General features: G+C 58.1%; 17 protein-coding genes. 6 read left to right on the forward strand and 11 right to left on the reverse strand.

Annotation, left to right across the window (positions count from 1 at the left end):
- Positions 1-10: 10 nt before the first annotated feature.
- Positions 11-655, reverse strand: coding sequence for a ChrR family anti-sigma-E factor (locus tag ACXAIC_RS02395; RefSeq protein WP_475173214.1), 645 nt, complete (start codon positions 653-655; stop codon positions 11-13).
- A gap of 311 nt (positions 656-966) precedes the next feature.
- Here ACXAIC_RS02395 and ACXAIC_RS02400 point away from each other — a divergent pair, with 311 nt between their 5' ends.
- The 5 genes from ACXAIC_RS02400 to sseA all read left to right on the forward strand — a co-directional run bounded on the left by ACXAIC_RS02400 (position 967) and on the right by sseA (position 5,813).
- Positions 967-2,001, forward strand: coding sequence for a cysteine synthase A (locus ACXAIC_RS02400; protein WP_475173216.1), 1,035 nt, complete (start codon positions 967-969; stop codon positions 1,999-2,001).
- 25 nt (positions 2,002-2,026) lie between these two features.
- Positions 2,027-3,541 (forward strand): cardiolipin synthase, encoded by a 1,515-nt coding sequence (cls, locus tag ACXAIC_RS02405; RefSeq protein WP_475173217.1) that lies wholly within the window; start codon positions 2,027-2,029, stop codon positions 3,539-3,541.
- A 108-nt stretch (positions 3,542-3,649) separates the two neighbouring features.
- Positions 3,650-4,366 carry an alanyl-tRNA editing protein gene (locus ACXAIC_RS02410; RefSeq protein WP_475173219.1) on the forward strand — a complete coding sequence of 239 codons (717 nt, stop codon included), beginning with the start codon at positions 3,650-3,652 and terminating at the stop codon, positions 4,364-4,366.
- 19 nt (positions 4,367-4,385) lie between these two features.
- Complete coding sequence (locus ACXAIC_RS02415) at positions 4,386-4,862, forward strand: GFA family protein (protein ID WP_475173222.1); 477 nt, start codon at positions 4,386-4,388, stop codon at positions 4,860-4,862.
- Positions 4,863-4,967: 105 nt separating this feature from the next.
- Positions 4,968-5,813: a 3-mercaptopyruvate sulfurtransferase gene (gene sseA / locus ACXAIC_RS02420; RefSeq protein ID WP_475173225.1), complete on the forward strand. Its 846-nt coding sequence runs from the start codon at positions 4,968-4,970 to the stop codon at positions 5,811-5,813.
- Positions 5,814-5,844: 31 nt separating this feature from the next.
- Here sseA and ACXAIC_RS02425 read toward each other — a convergent pair whose 3' ends face one another.
- The 6 genes from ACXAIC_RS02425 to ACXAIC_RS02450 form a co-directional block, all read right to left on the reverse strand.
- A complete protein-coding gene (locus tag ACXAIC_RS02425) occupies positions 5,845-7,185 on the reverse strand; it encodes a protoglobin domain-containing protein (protein ID WP_475173227.1) in 1,341 nt (446 codons plus the stop codon).
- Between the two features lie 259 nt (positions 7,186-7,444).
- Entirely contained in the window at positions 7,445-8,164 is a 720-nt protein-coding gene (locus ACXAIC_RS02430; RefSeq protein ID WP_475173230.1) for a TIGR02117 family protein, read from the reverse strand.
- Positions 8,165-8,177: 13 nt separating this feature from the next.
- Positions 8,178-8,981: an amino acid ABC transporter ATP-binding protein gene (locus ACXAIC_RS02435; RefSeq protein ID WP_475173231.1), complete on the reverse strand. Its 804-nt coding sequence runs from the start codon at positions 8,979-8,981 to the stop codon at positions 8,178-8,180.
- A gap of 65 nt (positions 8,982-9,046) precedes the next feature.
- Positions 9,047-10,366 (reverse strand): amino acid ABC transporter permease, encoded by a 1,320-nt coding sequence (locus tag ACXAIC_RS02440; protein WP_475173234.1) that lies wholly within the window; start codon positions 10,364-10,366, stop codon positions 9,047-9,049.
- Positions 10,367-10,378: 12 nt separating this feature from the next.
- Positions 10,379-11,596 carry an amino acid ABC transporter permease gene (locus ACXAIC_RS02445; RefSeq protein WP_475173236.1) on the reverse strand — a complete coding sequence of 406 codons (1,218 nt, stop codon included), beginning with the start codon at positions 11,594-11,596 and terminating at the stop codon, positions 10,379-10,381.
- Between the two features lie 223 nt (positions 11,597-11,819).
- The gene (locus ACXAIC_RS02450) at positions 11,820-12,839 is read right to left on the reverse strand and encodes an amino acid ABC transporter substrate-binding protein (RefSeq protein WP_475173238.1); all 1,020 of its coding nucleotides are present in this window, start codon (positions 12,837-12,839) and stop codon (positions 11,820-11,822) included.
- 464 nt (positions 12,840-13,303) lie between these two features.
- Between ACXAIC_RS02450 and metC the strand changes: the two genes are divergently transcribed.
- Complete coding sequence (metC, locus tag ACXAIC_RS02455; RefSeq protein ID WP_475173240.1) at positions 13,304-14,482, forward strand: cystathionine beta-lyase; 1,179 nt, start codon at positions 13,304-13,306, stop codon at positions 14,480-14,482.
- A gap of 51 nt (positions 14,483-14,533) precedes the next feature.
- On the opposite strand, the gene ACXAIC_RS02460 is transcribed toward metC, so the two are convergent.
- The 4 genes from ACXAIC_RS02460 to ACXAIC_RS02475 form a co-directional block, all read right to left on the reverse strand.
- Positions 14,534-14,848: a lipid-A-disaccharide synthase N-terminal domain-containing protein gene (locus tag ACXAIC_RS02460; protein ID WP_475173243.1), complete on the reverse strand. Its 315-nt coding sequence runs from the start codon at positions 14,846-14,848 to the stop codon at positions 14,534-14,536.
- Between the two features lie 67 nt (positions 14,849-14,915).
- On the reverse strand, positions 14,916-15,677 hold the full coding sequence (locus ACXAIC_RS02465; protein WP_475173245.1) for a glycosyltransferase family 2 protein: 762 nt from the start codon (positions 15,675-15,677) through the stop codon (positions 14,916-14,918).
- Positions 15,674-16,585, reverse strand: coding sequence for a phosphatase PAP2 family protein (locus tag ACXAIC_RS02470; protein WP_475173247.1), 912 nt, complete (start codon positions 16,583-16,585; stop codon positions 15,674-15,676). Before ACXAIC_RS02470 ends, ACXAIC_RS02465 begins: the two co-directional genes overlap by 4 nt.
- The gene (locus ACXAIC_RS02475; RefSeq protein WP_475173250.1) at positions 16,569-18,446 is read right to left on the reverse strand and encodes a glycosyltransferase family 39 protein; all 1,878 of its coding nucleotides are present in this window, start codon (positions 18,444-18,446) and stop codon (positions 16,569-16,571) included. The genes ACXAIC_RS02470 and ACXAIC_RS02475 overlap by 17 nt, the downstream gene beginning before the upstream one ends.
- Positions 18,447-18,595 lie beyond the last annotated feature (149 nt).

Genomic DNA, 18,595 nt, shown 5'->3' on the forward strand with positions numbered 1-18,595 from the left:
GGATTTGTTGTCAGCGCATAAAAGGCGCGAACCAGCGGCCAACGGGGCCGGTCAACTCAAGACGGCCGGCGGTCACCGCAAAACAGATGCAGTCCTCGCCATCATCGGCAATCGGTTTGTGGTCTACGTCGCCATCAGCGAAGGCGACATCTCCGGCCACAAAATGACCGTCTTCATCCTGAAAGCCTCCCTTGAGTACAAGGGTCAGTTCGGTACCGTGGTGGGTGTGAGAAGGCATGGCCCGTCCGGCACGCACCCACAGAAGGCTGCTGGTGCAGCCGTCCAGTTCCCCGAACTTACATTCCTTCACTCCCGGAAGAAGCGTCTTCCAGGGAAGCCCCTCCAGAGAGGAGCCGACAATGGTCTGCAAGGACAAGGGAAGATCAGCCTCGTTGACTGGTGTCGGCGTGTTGTCGTTGGTAACGACAGCGGTTCCGGAAAAGATTGCGTCCAGCACGTCATCCCGGTTTTGGAACGCGACCGGAGCAGCATCGTTCAACCCGATGCCTGCCAGGCTCTCAAGCGACGACACATAGCCCCGGTTCCGGTCGCTCAATTCCAGATGAGCACCGACCAGCGCCTGTGCAGGATAGGAGAGCGTTCCGGCCGCATAACCGGCCAGCAACTCGTCCATTCCCGTCACGTTTTTTTCCATTACCGCGCTCATCGACCTTATAAACCCACGTTGTCCTATGGCCGGTACGCCATGCAACGTTCACCGGATCATGTCATACACCAAAATATTGATGTTTGAAATTTCATCTAGAGGGTTTCAAGAACAACTCCATGCTCACTTTCAATGGATTGGCGGAAAATCCGACTGAAATTGAAGACGGTCTCTGGCTTTCCCCGTACGAACGCTTAAATTGCGTCCTTGATCCGAATGTTCATGCCCCTTAGCGTTTGGAGCCAAATGACAAAATCCGGCTGAGTGAAGGCTCCAGCCGGAACAGCCGGGATGGAAAAATGACTGTGTCCGCTTCCGTTGTCGATGCCATCGGCAACACGCCCTTGATCCGCCTGAATGCCCTTTCCGAAGAAACCGGATGCGAGATTTTGGGCAAGGCCGAGTTCATGAACCCGGGCCAATCGGTCAAGGACCGCCCGGCCCGGCAGATGATTCTCGAGGCCGAGGCACGGGGCGACCTGAAACCGGGCGGGGTGATCGTTGAAGGCACCGCCGGCAATACCGGAATCGGCCTTGCCCTGGTAGCAAGCGCCCGAGGCTACCGTACGATCATCGTCATTCCGGAAACCCAGACCCAGGAGAAAAAGGACATGCTGCGCCTGTGCGGTGCAGAGCTTCTGGAAGTTCCGGCCAAGCCATTCAAGGACCCCAACAACTATCAGCATGTGGCCCGGCGTCTGGCGGAAAGCCTCGCGGAGACCGAGCCAAGCGGGGTTCTGTTTGCGGACCAGTGGAACAATCTGGACAACCGCAAGGCCCATTATGTCACGACCGGGCCTGAAATCTTCCACCAGACCGGCGGCAAGGTGGATGCATTCATCTGCGCCGTTGGCTCCGGAGGAACGCTCGCGGGTGTCTCAACCTATCTGCGGGAGCAGAAGCCTGGTGTGATCATCGGCTGTGCAGACCCGCGCGGCGCCGCCATGCAGTCGCTGTTCACCACCGGGGAAGCCGTCGCCTCCGAAGGCGGCTCCATTGCAGAGGGCATTGGCCTCGGCCGCAGCACGCCGATTGTCCAGGATGTGACGGCCGACTACGCCTACACAATTGCCGATGAAGACGCCCTGCCGCTTGTGTTCGACCTTGCACAAAAGGAAGGCCTGCTGCTGGGAGGCTCTTCGGCGATCAACCTTGCCGGGGCCCGGCAGCTTGCCAGGGAGATCGGGCCGGGCAAGACCATTGTCACCATCCTGTGCGACCACGGCACCCGCTCCCAGTCCAAGCTCTACAATCCGGCTTTCCTGAAATCGAAGGGGCTTCCAGTCCCGGCTTGGCTGGAAAAGACGGTTTCGCTTCAGGCGCCCCTCCTCTGACGCGCAAATGAGCAGGGTTTAGCCCATGGCACAGGCAGTCCCCTCCGCAGTTCTGGACGGCGCAGACGCAAAGGCAGTGATTCAGGACGCGGTGACGGATGCCGGAATGCTGGACGTGATGGCCAACAATCTGGGTCTTGTGGCCGCCTTCGTTGCGGTCATGTACCTGACCGCGTCGCTGTGCGCCGTGCGCGAGGTGATGAATTCACGCACCTCCCAGGGATCGGTCGCCTGGCTGCTGTCGCTCTTCTTTCTGCCCTATCTGACCGTCCCGCTCTACTTCATCTTCGGCTGGAAGTCCTTTGCCGACTATGCCCGGATCCAGGCAACGCTCGGCCGGGCAGAACGGGCCCGACGGGCGGACGAGCTGGGACTGACCGACCACGACGAAACGAGAGACTGGCCCGTCCTGACCCGCGTCGCTGGTGTGCCCTTTCTGGCGGGGAACCGCGCGGAGCTTCTGATTGATGGTCAAGCCACCTTCAGTGCCATCAAGACGGCGATCGCCGAGGCCCAAAACAATATTTTCTTTCAGTTTTTTGCGATAAACGATGACAGGCTCGGCCGGGAAATGGCGGAGGCCCTGATCACCCGTGCCCAAGATGGAGTGCAGGTTTATTTCCTCTATGATGATGTCGGCTGCCATTCCCTGTCCAACGCATTCCTTATCCGGCTCAAGGAAGCGGGTGTACGTGTGTGCGGGTTCAACGAGAACCACAAATTTCTGAGGCTACTTGGCCCGATGCGGCTCAACTACCGCAATCACCGCAAACTTGTTGTCACCGATTTTAGCCAGGCCTTTGTCGGCGGGCACAATGTCGCCGATCAGTATATCGGCCGCGACAAATGGTTCGGCCATTGGCGCGACACCCATGTGCGGGTCGCAGGACCCGCAGCGGTTGCCTGTGCGCTGTCCTTCGTTGAGGACTGGCTGTGGGCGAGCGGCGAGCAGATCACCCTGCCAGCTGTCAGCCAGGTGCCGATGCCTGGCGACGAATCCGTTCTGGTGATGCCAACCGGCCCTGCGGATGAACTGGAAGAATGTGCGCTCGCCTTTGTGGAAGCGGCTGCGCGGGCCAGAAAACGCCTCTGGATCACCACGCCCTATCTGGTTCCCTCGCTTGATGTGCAGACCGCTCTGGCAACAGCTGCCATGCGCGGGGTCGATGTGCGCATCCTGCTTCCGGAGAAGCGCGACCACTGGACCGTCTGGCTGGCCAGCCATGCCTATGAGGACACGCTGGTACAACGCGGCGTCAAGGTCTACCGCTATACCGATGGCTTTCTGCATCAGAAGGTCACGCTGATGGATGACGACCTTGTCTCGGTGGGTACAGTGAATTTCGATAACCGCTCCTTCCAGATCAATTTCGAGTTGACCCTCTGGTTCACCCACGAGCGTATGATCCGCAACGTTGAAACCATGCTGACAGAAGATTTTGAACGTGCCCGCCTCACCTGGCCGGATGCGTTCCGTTCCCGCAGCTATGGGTTCCGGGTTTTCGCGCAAGGGGCGCGGCTGCTTTCCCCAATTCTGTAAACCGGGCTCAGGCGCGTGCACATTACCATGCTGCCGGGTGTGCCCCCTGTCCCAACGGCCTAAAAATGTCCTATGCATAGGCCCTCAGATTCTTTTCAGGAGCCCTTCATGACCACTCCTCTTTTTCGAGACGATGCCTATCTTCGCACCAGCGAGGCCAAGGTTGTTGGGGTGAACGAATGCGGCGGCATCCTGCTCGACAGGACCGTGTTCTACCCGGCCGGCGGCGGGCAGCCGGGGGATTGCGGCTTTCTGGAAGGTGCGGACGGCGAACATATCGGAATTGCGGCAACCGTTTATGACGAAGATAGAACCAGGATTGTGCATGTCCCGGCAGAGGGCCAGCCCCTTCCGGACAGCGGCAGCACCGTCACCGCCCATATTGACTGGGCCCGGCGCTATCGCCTGATGCGCGTCCACACCGCCCTGCATCTTCTATCGGTCGCGCTCCCTTTTCCGGTCACAGGCGGGCAGATTGGGGAGCTGGAAGGCCGTCTAGATTTTGATATGGGTGATACGCCAGTCGACAAGGAGGCGCTTCTGGAAAAGCTCACGGCGCTGAGCAGCGGCGACCACGAGGTCACCACCGAGTGGATTACCGACGCAGAGCTGGATGCCAATCCCGGTCTCGTCAAGACCATGTCGGTCAAACCGCCACGCGGCTCCGGCCGGGTCCGGCTGGTCCGGATCGGTGCCGATATTGACCTTCAGCCTTGCGGCGGCACCCACGTGGCCAGAACATCGGAGATCGGAACCCTGTCCCTCGGCAAGATCGAGAAAAAGGGCAAACAGAACCGGCGCGTCCGGATCAAACTGGCGGAGTGAAAGAACCAGGGAGGCTCTCATGAGGCTTGAAGGCAGCTGCCATTGCAAATCTGTCGTCTTTGAAGTGAACAGCAGGACCCCATACCCTTTTATGCGCTGCTACTGTTCCATCTGCCGCAAGGTTGGTGGCAGCGGAGGCTTTGCAATCAATCTCATGGGTGAAGCCGGAAGCCTGAACGTCCGGGGCGCAGGCGCCAAAGCGGTCTATCATGCTGTTATTGACGGCACACCCAGCCCGGCGGAGCGGCATTTTTGCAGGACCTGTGGCGCACATTTGTGGCTCTGGGACCCGCGCTGGCCGGAGCTCGTTCATCCCCATGCGGGCACCATGGACACAGCGCTTCCCACGCCACCCGAAACGGTCCATATCATGCTGGACTTCAAACCGGACTGGGTCCCTGTTCCACAGGGCCCCGGACACGTCCATTTCCCGCGCTATCCTGACCGGAGCATTGAGGACTGGCACAAGTCCAAGGGCCTTTTCGACGAAAGCTGACAGAAGACGCGCTCGGGCCTCCAGCTCAATTCTCCCAATCGCAATTTTACGGGTCGCAGCCGTCCATAGAGGCTCTTATAATGGGGCTGAACAACAGGAGCAAGAATGCCGGACAATCCTCTCGTCAGCACCCAGTGGCTCGCAGACCATCTGGAGTCACCAGATGTTGTGGTCGTGAATGCATGGATGCCGCCGGTCCACCAGCCGGACGCGCTGCCCGTCTATCCCCGGGCCCATATTCCCGGAGCTGTCCATTTCGACATCAATGACATATGCGACACAACCTCGGACCTGCCGCATATGCTGCCTGCGCCGCATGTGTTCTCCTCCGCAATGCGCAAACTTGGCATCGGCAACAGCCAGACAATTGTTGTCTATGACGATTTCGGGTTCTATTCCGCCCCCCGGGTTTGGTGGACCTTGCGCACAATGGGCGCAGACCATGTCCATGTGCTGGATGGCGGCTTTCCAAAATGGCAGGCAGAGGACCAGCCTGTCGAGGACGACGCGCCGCGCCGGACCCCGACCCATTTCGCCTCCCGGCTCAACCATGCGGCCGTCGCCGATCTGGCGCAGATGACAGCCGACATCCGCTCCGGCGTGCGGCAGGTTCTGGACGCAAGATCCGCAGACCGGTTTGCAGGTATCGCCCCGGAGCCCCGGGAGGGTCTGCGCGGCGGCCATATGCCGTCAGCCTTCAACCTTCCATTTACGCAGCTGATTTCCGAAGACGGCACGTTCAAGACCGGTTCATGTCTTGAGGCCGCTTTCCAGGGAGCCGGGATCGACCTCAGCAAACCAATCACCACAACATGCGGCTCAGGCGTTACAGCGGCCATCCTCACGCTGGGGCTGACACTGCTCGGGGTTCGCGACCTTGCGCTTTATGACGGCTCCTGGTCCGAATGGGGCAGCCGCGAGGACACAGACATCGAACAGGGGCGTCCCTAAGGACCGCGCGTCCAAAGGCGAAAGAACCCCGTCAGGCCGTTTTCTGCAGGATGTCAAAGAAGGTCCTGATTTCCTCGGAGATCGTCTTGGCGCTGGCATTCAATTGGCGCGCAGCGGCCGAAAAATTGCCGGCCGCTGTATCCGTTGCCTCAATGGCCTGGCCAACGCCGGTGATGTTCTCGTCCAGCGTATGGGCCCCGTCTGCAACTTTCTGCACGCTTTCTGAAATCTCCTGGGTCGCAGCGCCCTGCTCTTCAACCGCAGCAGCAATCGACCCGGTCATTTCATCGAGTTGTTTCACCACTTCGGCGATCGTACGGATGGAGCCGACTGCAGCGCCGGTGGAATCCTGAATTTCCGAGACCTGCTCACTGATTTCCTCTGTCGCTTTTGCGGTCTGTTCGGCAAGTGTCTTGACCTCACTCGCAACCACCGCAAAGCCCCGTCCCGCGTCACCAGCGCGGGCTGCCTCGATGGTTGCGTTAAGTGCCAGAAGATTGGTTTGTTCCGCAATTGCCTGAATGAGCCCGACCACATCGCCGATCTTCTGGGCGGACCCCGAAAGACTTGCCACCTGAGCAGTCGAATCTTCTGCACTGCCTGCGGCCTGACTTGCAATTTGGGACGCTCCGGCGATCTGTTTGGAGATTTCCTGAATGGAACTGAACAATTCCTCCGTGGCCGACGCCACGGTCTGAACATTCAGGCTCGATTCCTTGGAAATGCCACCGGCCACATCCACTTCCGACTTGGCCGTTCGCGAGACATCGGACAATTGTGCCGCTTCCCGGTTGACCGCACTGGCGCCTTCATCCGCATCCTGAAGCGGTGTCTGAACCTTGCTTTGAAAGTCTTCGATTGCAAGGTTTAGCTGCCGGGTCTGTTCTTCCCGCTCTTCCAGAAGCCGTTCTTCATAGGTGGAGATGGCCAGGTCCATGTCAAAGAAGACAGCGGCGGTCAGGTGAGAGAGCAACCCGCTCAAATCCTTGAAGGAATGCCGGTATTTGGAAACAATATGAGCATGGAGCCGCGCCAGCACAAATTGGTACCCGGCAATATACCACCGGGGCTCAAGACCGATCCGGCAATGCACATGCCCAATCCGGTTGATGCTCTCGCGGTAGTCAGCATCAAAGCCGCTATTGAACAGTTTTTCCCAATGGGCCCTTTGCGCAAACACGAGCCTTGGCTGCATGTCGCCTACCATGTGCGACAGACTGTCGACGCTCTTCAAGTGGGTGTAAAATGCCTCCAGAACATGATCCAGCGCAGGCAGCACCACCGGCCAAAGCTGGCGCAGCCCCTCAATCGTCTCTGTGTCTATCTCGGCGAATCTCAGCCGTGTAACGAAGTCATGGTCCGGTTCGCGCATGACAATTCCCCCATAAGAACTGCCAATACGTCACCTGATGCCAATAAACAAATTCTAAACCGCTAGCTGTATTGATAATATCGACACACCTTTTGAGGGCATCGTCCCGTTGGCCACCGGCAATATTCGCAATCAGTTTAAATTCATGCGTTCAAACTATGTGTTTGACGGCTTTTCTGGCGATTCCACACGCTTTCGCCCCCCCTTTTTCAACATTGGGACGCCTGCACACGCTTCAAATGACAGCCCTTACGGCCGGCTAGGACACGGGCCGGCCAAGACGGTTGTGCAGATGGAGCGACCAGTCCAACGACCAGGGCAAAGGGGTCCATATCCCGGTTTGCAGACCCGCGCGCCTCAACATGCGCGCTGTCCAGGTATTGCATCCCATCAGGGCATTGAACCCGCCCTGCGCCGGAAAGAAGAGGTCGTGATCATCATAGCTGGCACCGGCAATCGCCGCCGGCAGCTGACGGTCCTCCCTCTGAAAGCTTTCGGTAATGCCCAAAAGCAACGAGTCGAATTCGGCCCTTGAAAGATCAAGTACCAGAACGTCCTCATGGTCCGTTGAAATCGGTCCGGCCCGGCGCACATGCATCACGGAGGCATCCCAAGTGAGAGCCCGCAGTACCGGTCCCGGCTTCAGGTCCGCCCAGGACGGTGTCCCGATATAAAAGGAGCGGCTTCCCCAGCCGACAATGACCCATTGCACACCCGGAAATTCCAGGTCAAGTCCCGCTTCGGATACAAAAGACAACGCCCCAAGAACATCAGGCTCTGCAGGCAGCGCAATATCGGTATGAATCGGGTTGGCGAGCACCAGGACCTGCCGTTTCGCCTCTTGGTCCATCTTACCGGAAGGTGCGGATGGCAAAAAGGGCCACGGGATCACCACCCCAAGGCCCAGAGCCGTGATGACCGCCAGCCCCATAAAGAAGAGCCCGCCAGCAAGGCGGCGGGCTATCCGTCCAAAACGCATGGGACTCAGCCGTTCAGTGGTGTAGAATCTGACTCAGGAACAGTTTGGTGCGTTCGTGCTGCGGGTTGACGAAGAACTCTTCCGGTTCATTCTGCTCAACAATCTGCCCTGCATCCATGAAGATCACCCGGTTCGCCACCTTGCGGGCGAAACCCATTTCGTGCGTCACGCAGAGCATGGTCATACCTTCTTCCGCAAGACCGACCATCACGTCCAGCACTTCCTTGATCATTTCCGGATCGAGCGCCGATGTCGGCTCATCGAACAGCATGATTTTCGGGCTCATGCACAGTGATCGGGCGATCGCCACACGCTGCTGCTGGCCACCGGAAAGCTGCCCCGGATATTTCATGGCCTGCTCGGGGATCTTGACGCGCTCCAGATAGTGCATCGCGATCTCTTCGGCTTCCTTCTTGGGCATCTTCCGCACCCAGATTGGTGCCAGGGTGCAGTTTTCCAGAATGGTCAGATGCGGAAACAGGTTGAAGTGCTGGAAGCACATTCCGACTTCCCGGCGGATCTCGTCAATCTTTTTAAGGTCGTTGGTCAGTTCGATCCCGTCCACGATGATCTGACCGGCCTGGTGCTCTTCCAGACGGTTGATGCAGCGGATCATGGTCGATTTGCCGGAGCCGGAGGGTCCACAGATCACGATCCGCTCCCCGCGCATGACCTTCAGATTGATGTCACGCAGCACATGAAAATCGCCGTACCACTTGTTCATGCTCTTGATTTCAATAGCGACATCCGTTTCGGAAATCTGCATTTTCGACCGGTCGGCGGAGAGACTTTCCGCGTTGACTGCATTCTCGCTCATGAGTGTTACTCCAAAATTTCTTGAGCCGGCGCGCCGCGTTCCCCCGCGCGCTCCGGACGACATCGCTAGCGTTTGTGTCCTGTGTGCAGCTTCTTCTCCATAAAGATGGAGTATCGCGACATGCCAAAGCAGAAGACAAAGAATACCATCGCGGCGAAAAGATAGCCGGTATGCCCCTGACTGGGCGTCGACCAAGTTGGATCCGTGAAGGAAGACTGGATCTGCCCAAGGAGATCGAACATACCGACAATCAGCACCAGGGTTGTATCCTTGAAGAGGCCGATAAACGTGTTCACGATTCCGGGGATCACAAGTTTCAGAGCTTGAGGCAGAATGATGAGATACATCATCGGCCAGAAGCGCAGCCCCAACGCCATGGCGCCCTCATACTGCCCTTTCGGAATGGCCTGAAGCCCACCGCGCACCACTTCCGCCATATAGGCAGCAGAGAACAGGGTTACACCGATCAGAACCCGGAGCAGCTTGTCGAACGTTACACCTTCTGGAAGGAACAGCGGCAACATGACCGACGCCATGAACAACACTGTGATCAGCGGCACGCCGCGCCAGAATTCGATGAAGATCACCGAAACCAGCTTGATGATCGGCATCTGCGACCTGCGGCCGAGCGCCAGTGCAATTCCCAGCGGCAGCGACGCAACAATCCCTGTCACCGCAATCACCAGCGTCACCAGCAGCCCGCCCCAGACGGCAGTTTCAACATCCGTCAGGCCAAAATCGACCGAGCAGGCCAACAGCACGGCTCCAATGACAGCAGCGGTCCCGACAAACCCGGCCAGCGTCGGAGTTGCCTCTGAAAAGCTGTTGCCAAAAACAAGCATTTGCAGGAGCGCAAAGCCAATCCCGGCAATTGCAATCATCGCGACCAGGAACCATGTCCAGAACCCGATATCGAAATGACCGCCCGTTAACAGGATCAAAGCCACGAAGGGAAACACGCCCAGGAACAGGACCGCGTTTGTGCGCTTGAACGGTGCACTCGGAATTGCCAGCGGAATCAGTAGGGCCGCAAATAATGCAAACACAATGTCAACGCGCCAGATCTGGTCAGACGGATACCGGCCATAAATAAACTGCTTGAAATAAGCCTCCACATAAGCCCAACAAGCACCACTATGACCGCCATCCTGGGGAAGGCAAGCTTCACGGTTATCGCCCGTCCAGACCGCGTCGATCAATGCGAACTGCACAAATGGCTGGATGATTGAATAGGCAAGCAGCAGCCCAAACATGGTAAGAATAGTGTTCCCGATGGACGAGAACAGGTTTTGCCGCATCCAGCCGATCGGACCGGTGGTGGAGACCGGCGCCGGTAAACGTGGCGCCTCCTCCGTGCGGATCTGAAACATTTCAGAATTGGTCATATTAGGCGCCCCTTATCTTTCCACGAGCGCCATGCGCTGGTTGTACCAGTTCATAAAGGCGGAGGTGATCAGGCTGAGCGACAGATAGACCGCCATCCAGATTGCGATGATCTCAATAGCTTGACCTGTTTGGTTCAGCACCGTTCCGCCCACAGACACCAGATCAGGGAAAGCGATGCCAACTGCCAGAGATGAGTTCTTGGTTAAGTTCAGATACTGACTCGTGAGAGGAGGAATAATGACGCGCATTGCCTGGGGGATGATCACAAGACGAAGTGTCGGTCCCTGACGCAGTCCGAGCGCATGGGCCGCCTCGGTTTGCCCGTGGCTGACAGCCTGAATCCCAGCCCTAACAATCTCCGCAATAAACGCCGCCGTGTAAATCGACAACGCGGCCGTTAGCGCCAGGAATTCCGGAATGAGATTGAAACCAACGCCCAATTCGAAACCACGCCGTAAAATCGGACCGGTTTCAATGAAGTTAGGATACTCAAGATACATTGGCATTCCGGTCACGAAATACGTGATCACAGGCAGGCCCAAAATCAGCCCGAGGCCGGCCCAGAAGACCGGGAATTGCTGGCCGGTTGTTTCCTGACGTTTGCGGGCCCAACTGGAGACCACAAACGAAGCAATGATCCCCACTATCAGAGCATATCCGATGAACTCTGAGCCCGTCTCCCAAATCGGTTTGGGTCCGCGCAGACCGGCAATATTCAGGTGGAAACTGTCAAAGAAGAAGGACCATTTGTCACGTTTTCCTGGAACAGCACGCAAAACTGCAAAGTACCAGAAAAAGATCTGAAGCAGCAGCGGTACGTTTCTAACAAGCTCAACGTAACAGTAGGCTATCCTGCTGATGACCCAATTGTTTGATAGTCTGGCGATTCCAACGACAAATCCAATGATCGTCGCAAGGAAAATACCTACTGCGGCCACTAGTATTGTGTTCAGCACCCCAACAAGAAGGGCCTGACCATAAGTCGACGTTTCCGAATACGGTATAAGCGACTGAATGATGCCAAAACCAGCTGTGATGTCCAAGAAACCCCAGCCTGAGGAAATATTCTGCCTTTCCAGATTGGCGATTGTGTTCGTTACGATAAACCACCCAAAGCCAATCAGCGCAGCGATCAGGAGAGCCTGATAAAAAAAGCCGCGCACTTTGGGATCATTCACCAACGAAGCACGCGCCGGCGCCTCCGCCGATTCCTGCTCCATTACTGCCATAGAACCTCGCCCAAGTTCACGGAAAGAGCCCGGCCCGAAGCCTCTCCTCTTTCGCGTCACAACTGCTTCATCCCTACGCGCTTTTGCGCAATTCCCCTATCGGTCGCGAAGCAGCTTGGTCCCCACGTGTGTCCGGCTTTGCGCCAGTCTTATTACGTGGACTTGTTTTGTTGAGGGTTCCGGCGGAAGGCCGCCGGAACCCCGGAACCTCAAAAGAGAGGTGTTAGCGGATCGGCGGAGCGTAGAGGAAACCACCATTGCTCCACAGTGAGTTCACACCGCGGGAAATGCCGAGCGGAGTGTCCGGACCGACATTGGCATTGAAGGATTCTTCGTAGTTGCCGACGCTCTTGATGATGTTGTACGCCCAGTCGTTGGACAGACCAATGCCTTCACCGTAAGCACCTTCAACGCCGAGCAGACGCTTGACGGCCGGATTGTCGGAAGACTTCATGTTGTCAACGTTTTCGGATGTAACGCCGAGCTCTTCAGCGTTGATCATCGCATTGAGGGTCCATTTCGCAATGTTGAACCACTCATCGTCGCCCTGACGAACAACCGGTCCAAGCGGCTCTTTGGAAATAATTTCCGGCAGAACCATGTGGTCTCCCGGGTTGGTCAGCTTCAGGCGCTGGGCATAAAGACCGGAAGCGTCCGTGGTGTAGACGTCGCAACGGCCAGCGTCATATGCAGCCACAACCTCATCGGCCTTTTCGAAGGCCACGATTTCGTAGGGCATGTTGTTGGCGCGGAAATAGTCGGCAACGTTCAGCTCGGTGGTGGTGCCGGTGTTGGTGCAGACAGAAGCGCCGGACAGTTCAAGTGCAGAGGTCACACCCAGGTCCTTACGGACCATGAAACCCTGACCGTCATAATAGTTGACGCCAGCGAAGTTCAAGCCCAGCTGGGTGTCCCGGGACATGGTCCAGGTGGTATTACGGGACAGGACGTCCACTTCACCGGACTGCAGCGCGGTGAAACGCTCCTTGGCAGACAGCGGCGTGAACTTTACGGCAGTCGCATCACCGAATACGGCAGCGGCCATGGCGCGGCAGACGTCAACGTCAAGACCGGTCCAGTTCCCCTGTGCGTCCGGATTGGAGAAGCCCGGCAGACCCTGGCTCACACCACACTGGATGAAGCCCTTTGCCTTGACATCTTCCAGGGTTGTCGCACTCGCAGCCGAAGAGGCGGCGACGCCCATTGCAGCGCCGAGTACGAGTGGAAGGATTTTTTTAGTCATGGATATGCAGCCTTTATTTGTTACCCATACTTTATTTTTTTGCTGTGGCTGAACGAGTGAAATCCTCAACGTCCGTTCCCGAACGAGCGCCAGCTGTTGCAGCGGCGTCCTCCAGAAATCTCCCGCTCTACCCAACATGTTCATACGATGGCATTTGGCTGTGCGGGTCAAGTACTTGCTGTCACTATCTCGTCAAATTTCGGAGCCTCTGGCAGGTTTTAGCCACGGCCCTATGCACAAATAGCGAACATGGCTAAATCGAAATCATTCAATGCCTAAAATGAGTTCATCCTAATCCAGCCGTCCGGTTCGAGGTATTAACCTTAAAAAAAACTTGCCCGCGAAAATAACACCACCGCACCGGTGAATTGCGCTTGTTGCGGCCGCATGCCTATGCCTAGGATGATGGCATCCAACAGGGCTTTTGCGGCCCTCTTTTCACCACCAGCCCATTAAGATCTGCCATGCCGAATTCAGATTCGAAGCCCCCCCTGAAACCTGACACCAGATTGACCCATTCAGGGCGTGACCCAAGCGCCTTCCACGGTTTTGTCAACCCACCCGTCGTGCACGCATCGACCGTACTGTTTCCGGATGTGGAGACCATGGCAAGCGGCGGCCAGACCTACACCTATGCGCGCAGGGGCAACCCGACGACCGATTCCCTGGAAGGGGCGCTGGCGGAGATTGAAGGCGCAAAAGGGGTAAAGCTCGCCAATTCGGGACTGAATGCGGTGGCGCTGGCGATCCTGACCTGCGTCAAATCCGGCGACCACATCCTGATCAATGATACGGCGTATCATCCAACACGGCATTTTGCCGACACAGTTCTGAGCCGCTGTGGTGTGTCAGTTGACTATTATGATCCGGCGCTCGCCGGTGAGATCAAATCCCTGTTCCGCCCGGAAACAAAGGCTGTCTTTACCGAGGCTCCAGGCTCCCTCACCTTTGAGATGCAGGACATTCCGGCCATATCTGATGCGGCCCATGCAGCCGGTGCGCTTGTTTTGATGGACAACACCTGGGCAAGCCCCCTGCACTGCCAGCCAATTGCCCTCGGCGTGGATCTCTCCATCCAGGCCGGCACAAAATATATTGTCGGTCATTCCGACGTGATGCTGGGTACAATTGCTGCCAGTGAGCGGGCCTGGGCAAGCCTTGACGCCGTGCACGGGGCTATGGGCAGCCATGTTGGGCCCGATGACGTATATCTTGGACTGCGTGGGTTGCGCACCCTGTCGGTCCGGCTGGAGCGGCACCAGAAAAACACCCTCGCCGTACTCAACTGGCTCAAAGACCAGCCACAAATCAGCCGCCTCAGATATCCAGCCCTTGAATCCGATCCCGGTCACGCGATCTGGAAACGGGACTTTTCCGGCGCCTCTGGCCTGTGCGGGTTTGATTTTACCGATGGCACATCGGCGGCTCAGGCGTCCAAATTTCTGAACAGCCTGTGTTTGTTTGGCCTTGGCTATTCATGGGGCGGATTCGAAAGCCTTGCGATCCCGGTCAAGCTCAAGGGCGCACGCTCCGTGTTGCGCCCTGATGATAACCTTCAGTCCGTGCGCCTTCATATCGGCCTGGAAGATCCGCAGGACCTGATCACCGACATGCGTCAGGCGCTGGAGAAAGCCTTCGGCTGACACAGGACCTCCCGGCCAGGCGAAGCATAGCAAGGTTCAACAGCGGCAGGATCAGATAGTTGGATCTTGCCGCTTTTCCTTGAAGATAAGCCACAAGTTCCGGAAATAGATCACCAGCCCGAGCCCCTGCCCGGCGATAAAGACCGGGTCCTGACGCTGGATCGCATAGATCAAAAGCAGAGATCCGCCGGCGATGGAAAAGAACCAGAACGCCACCGGCACAATCGACCGGCCAACCCGTTCCGACGCGATCCACTGGATCACAAAGCGCATCATGAACATGCCTTGCGCGAAAAATCCCAGGATGATCCAGAAGTCGAACTGTTCAACAAAGACGGTATGCAGCCAGTCGTAAAGAGCACTCATTTGGCAGGTCCATTCGGTCCAGTCGGGTTAACACCCGTTGTTCTTATCAAGGCGGGTCCAGCGCCAGTCAGGTAAGCGGCCGCACGGACGGTCTCTTTTTTCTGCGGCGCCGCAGCCACCAGACCCCCACCAGATCCAGTATGCCAACGAGGGCCCGGTCAAAAATGCCGTATTTCGAGGTTCCATGACGGCGTTGGCGATCCTGAACATCGATATGGACCACATCAAAGCCTTCGCGGATCACGAGGGCAGGCAGGAAGCGGTGCCAGCTGTCGAAATAGGGCAACTGCAGAAAGACTTCCCGGCGCAGAGCCTTCAGACCACAGCCGCTGTCACGGGTCTTGTCCTTCAAGATCGCGCCTCGGATCTTGTTCGCAAATTTCGACGCATACCGCTTGGCCAGGCTCGCCTTGCGCCCCAGCCGCTGCCCGGCCGCAAGCGCGATGTCAGGCCCCGCTGCCTGCAGCGCATCGAGCAGCTGCGGGATATAAGCCGGATTGTTTTCGCCATCGCCGTCAATGGTGGCAACCACGTCCCCGCGCGCATGCTGCACGCCGGTCCGCACGGCACAGCTTTGCCCGCAGGAGCTTTCGTGGCGCACCGGGCGCAGCCAGTCATGGGTGGCCGCGTAATCCTGAAGCACGATATCGGTCCCGTCGGAAGAACCGTCATCCACAACGATCACCTCAAACGTCCGGCCCGAGAGGGCCGTTTCGATCTCGTCCAGCAAAATGGGCAGGTTCTGTGCCTCATCCTTTGCCGGAACGACAACCGTCACGGCCAGGGTTCCCTTGCTGGCCGCAAGACCTTCAAGATAGCTTTGTGTCATGAAACTGTCCGTTCCGTTTCATCCGCAGGCGCGGTTTCGTTCGAGACCCGCGTCAAGCCGCGCTGGCCACGCAGCACCTGCCACGCTCTGCGGCCACATGCCTTGGCAGAGCGCGCATTCATGTTCGGCTCGATCTTGCCAGAGGCATTGAGATGAAATCCGATCCGGCGGCTGGCCATGGCGCGGACTGTGAAGAAAGTGAAGGTCATCCCGAGCAGGGTTCCGGCAATCACATCACTGGGGTAATGGGCGCCGACCATGACACGGCTGAACGCGAGCCAGAACCCGGCCACAATGATCAGCCAGCGATAGGCGGGAAAGATAAAGGCCAGCGCAGTGGCAAGGGCTGCAACCGTGGTCGAATGTCCCGACGGAAAGCTGGTATAGGTGCCATCAAAAGCCAGAAAGTCGAAGCGGACCGGACCGACTTGCTCATAGAGCTTCGGCCGGGCCCGGCCAAGGGACCATTTGAAGGCGATCGCCAACAATCCGGTTGCAGCGACTGAATAGAAGATAAAGGCCGCATAGGTGAAGACAGAGCCGACCGCCATGCGCAGACGGAACGCGAACCGGCTTGCATCCTGCGCCAAAAGAAACAGGCACACGAGGCCAGTCGAGATCAGAATCCAGTCTGCCTTGCCAAAATCGGTGAAAGCGCGGAAGGCGTTGCGATATTCATTGGGCAAGGACCGGAGCCAGGGATAGGTCGGCACATCAAACACAACAACGGCCACCCCTACCGTCAGGAGCAGGATGGCCAGGATGTCCTGCGGTCTTTGCCCCGGAGGCAGCGGATCCAGATTGTGTCGGACCCGGTCCCTGCGGCCGGAAAAAAGCATCCCGGCCCGGCGGACATTCCCGCGCATCCGCGCCAGAATCCGGCCTGTACCGCTATTGCTGCTTGTCATTTCCGTTTTGTGCACCCGTGGTTCCCGCTGCGGCCGTTTGGTAAAGCGCGATGTCGAGGTCATCTCCACCATTAATATTCAGGCCGTCTACCCTTTTTCGGACCACGGGCACAAGACCATTCTCCTTTGCAGCAGCCAAAAACGCCGCTTCATCCCGGCTTTCTATGACGGCAACCCGGCAGGAATGCGTCTGCCCCGCCTCCGGCTCCGCCAGGAAGTCTGCCGCCCCTTTCGGTGAAATAATCTTCGTTCCGGTCCCTTCCAGGAAAATAAAACTCGGTTCGTGGAACCCGGCGGTCACGACCTGCCGCGCGGATTTTTCGCCGCATCCAGGGATCTCATCAAGAGCGGCCACAAGTCTGGGGCTGACCCAGATCGGGGTCAGGGCCGGGCCAACAAATCCCCAGACACCGATGGCCACGCTGATCCCGCACAGGGCCGCCGACGGCAGCGCCTTGAGCGCGGGCCCACGCAGGAGACGGGACGCGGCAGCCAGCGCGAATCCGGCCCCAATACCCACCAGCACCACGCCCGGAGGCGATGGCCAGGTCTTCAACACAAACGGTCCGGCAAAGGCCGCAGCCGCAAGGCCAACAGGGGGCAGTGCCAGGAGGACCGCAGCCAGGATCCGCGCCCATCTTTTGGCGCTCTCCCCAGCTCCCTCCAGCAGGGCGGCGGCCACCGGCAGCGCCAGCGCAGGCAGGAGCGGCATGGTATAGTGCGGCAATTTTGTTGCCACCAGCTCGAAGACAACCCAACTGGGCACGAACCAGCAAAGGGAAAAGACAACCAGAGGGCTGGCCCGCTCTTTCCAGACCAGCGGCAGCGACAGGACGAAAAAGGCAGGGAGCGGCCAGAACACACCGAGCATGGCCACCAGATGTGTCAGCGGTGGCGCGCCATGTCCTTCCTGGCCTTGGCCCACCTTGCCAAGAAGATCCTTGCCGATGGCCTCGGTAAAGAAGGTCCCGTCCGTCGCAATCCAGATGGCGACGAACCAGGGGGAGACAAGAAGCAGGAACCAAACCAGTCCGAGCAGCGGTGAGGCGGCCTTGAACCATTTCGCTTTCCGCGTCAGGGCGATCAGGGCCACCACCGTCAGACCGACGACCATCGGGCCAACCGGCCCCTTGATGAGAACGCTGCCGGCAAGCGCTGTCCAAAAGACAAGGCTGAGACCCCATAATCGTTTTCCCGGGTCCTTCAACCAGATCCGAGCCAGGGCCCCTTGCGCGATCAGAACCGTCGCAAGCAGAACCGCATCTGTTTTTGCAAGGCGCGCCTCCACCCCGACAATAATCGCCAGCGCAACGAACATGCCCACGATAAGCGCCCCAGCAGGCCCCAAAAACGCCCGCGCCATCCAGAAGGCTGCAAGCACACTGAGCACAGCCCCGAGCAAAGACGGCAAACGGTACGTCCAGAGCGGAGCGTCGGGCCCAAGGCCGGTCAGCTTCACGGCGCCCGCCTGAAGCCAATAGATGCCAACCGGCTTCTTGTGGCGGGGCTGGTCCTGGAACCTTATGTCAATGTAGTCCCCGCGTTCCAGCATCTGCTTGGTCGCCTGGGTAAAACGGGGTTCATCCCGGTCCAGAGGCGGCACAGTCCATTGCCCCGGAACGAACAGGACCAGCGCAAGAAAGAGCAGTATGAACGGGGCCGTGATGTCATGCCCGGTCAATTTCAACCAGAAAGGTTTCGGGAATGGATGTTTTTCAGAGCCTGTCTCTATGCCATTCGAGCGGTCTGGAGACACCGGCACAGCCTCCTCAGCCAGATCAACATCGGCGGGCCCGCTTGTCCCGCCGGCCCCTGTCCGGTTCAGTCCCTGCCCATCCGGGCTGCCGCTCTCATTTGCCATAAACACCGTTTCCAATGTCAAAACCGCCTGGTGCCTTCTCAAAAGCCCCCACCGTTGCAGCTTCTCCTACATGAGCTTTCCAAAAAGGGAAACAAGAGCTTGCCCTCTTGAAGCACTTGGCTATCGTTCGCTCACCTTGTCTACACACC

It is taken from the genome of Roseibium sp. AWQ4_254 (assembly GCF_056161025.1).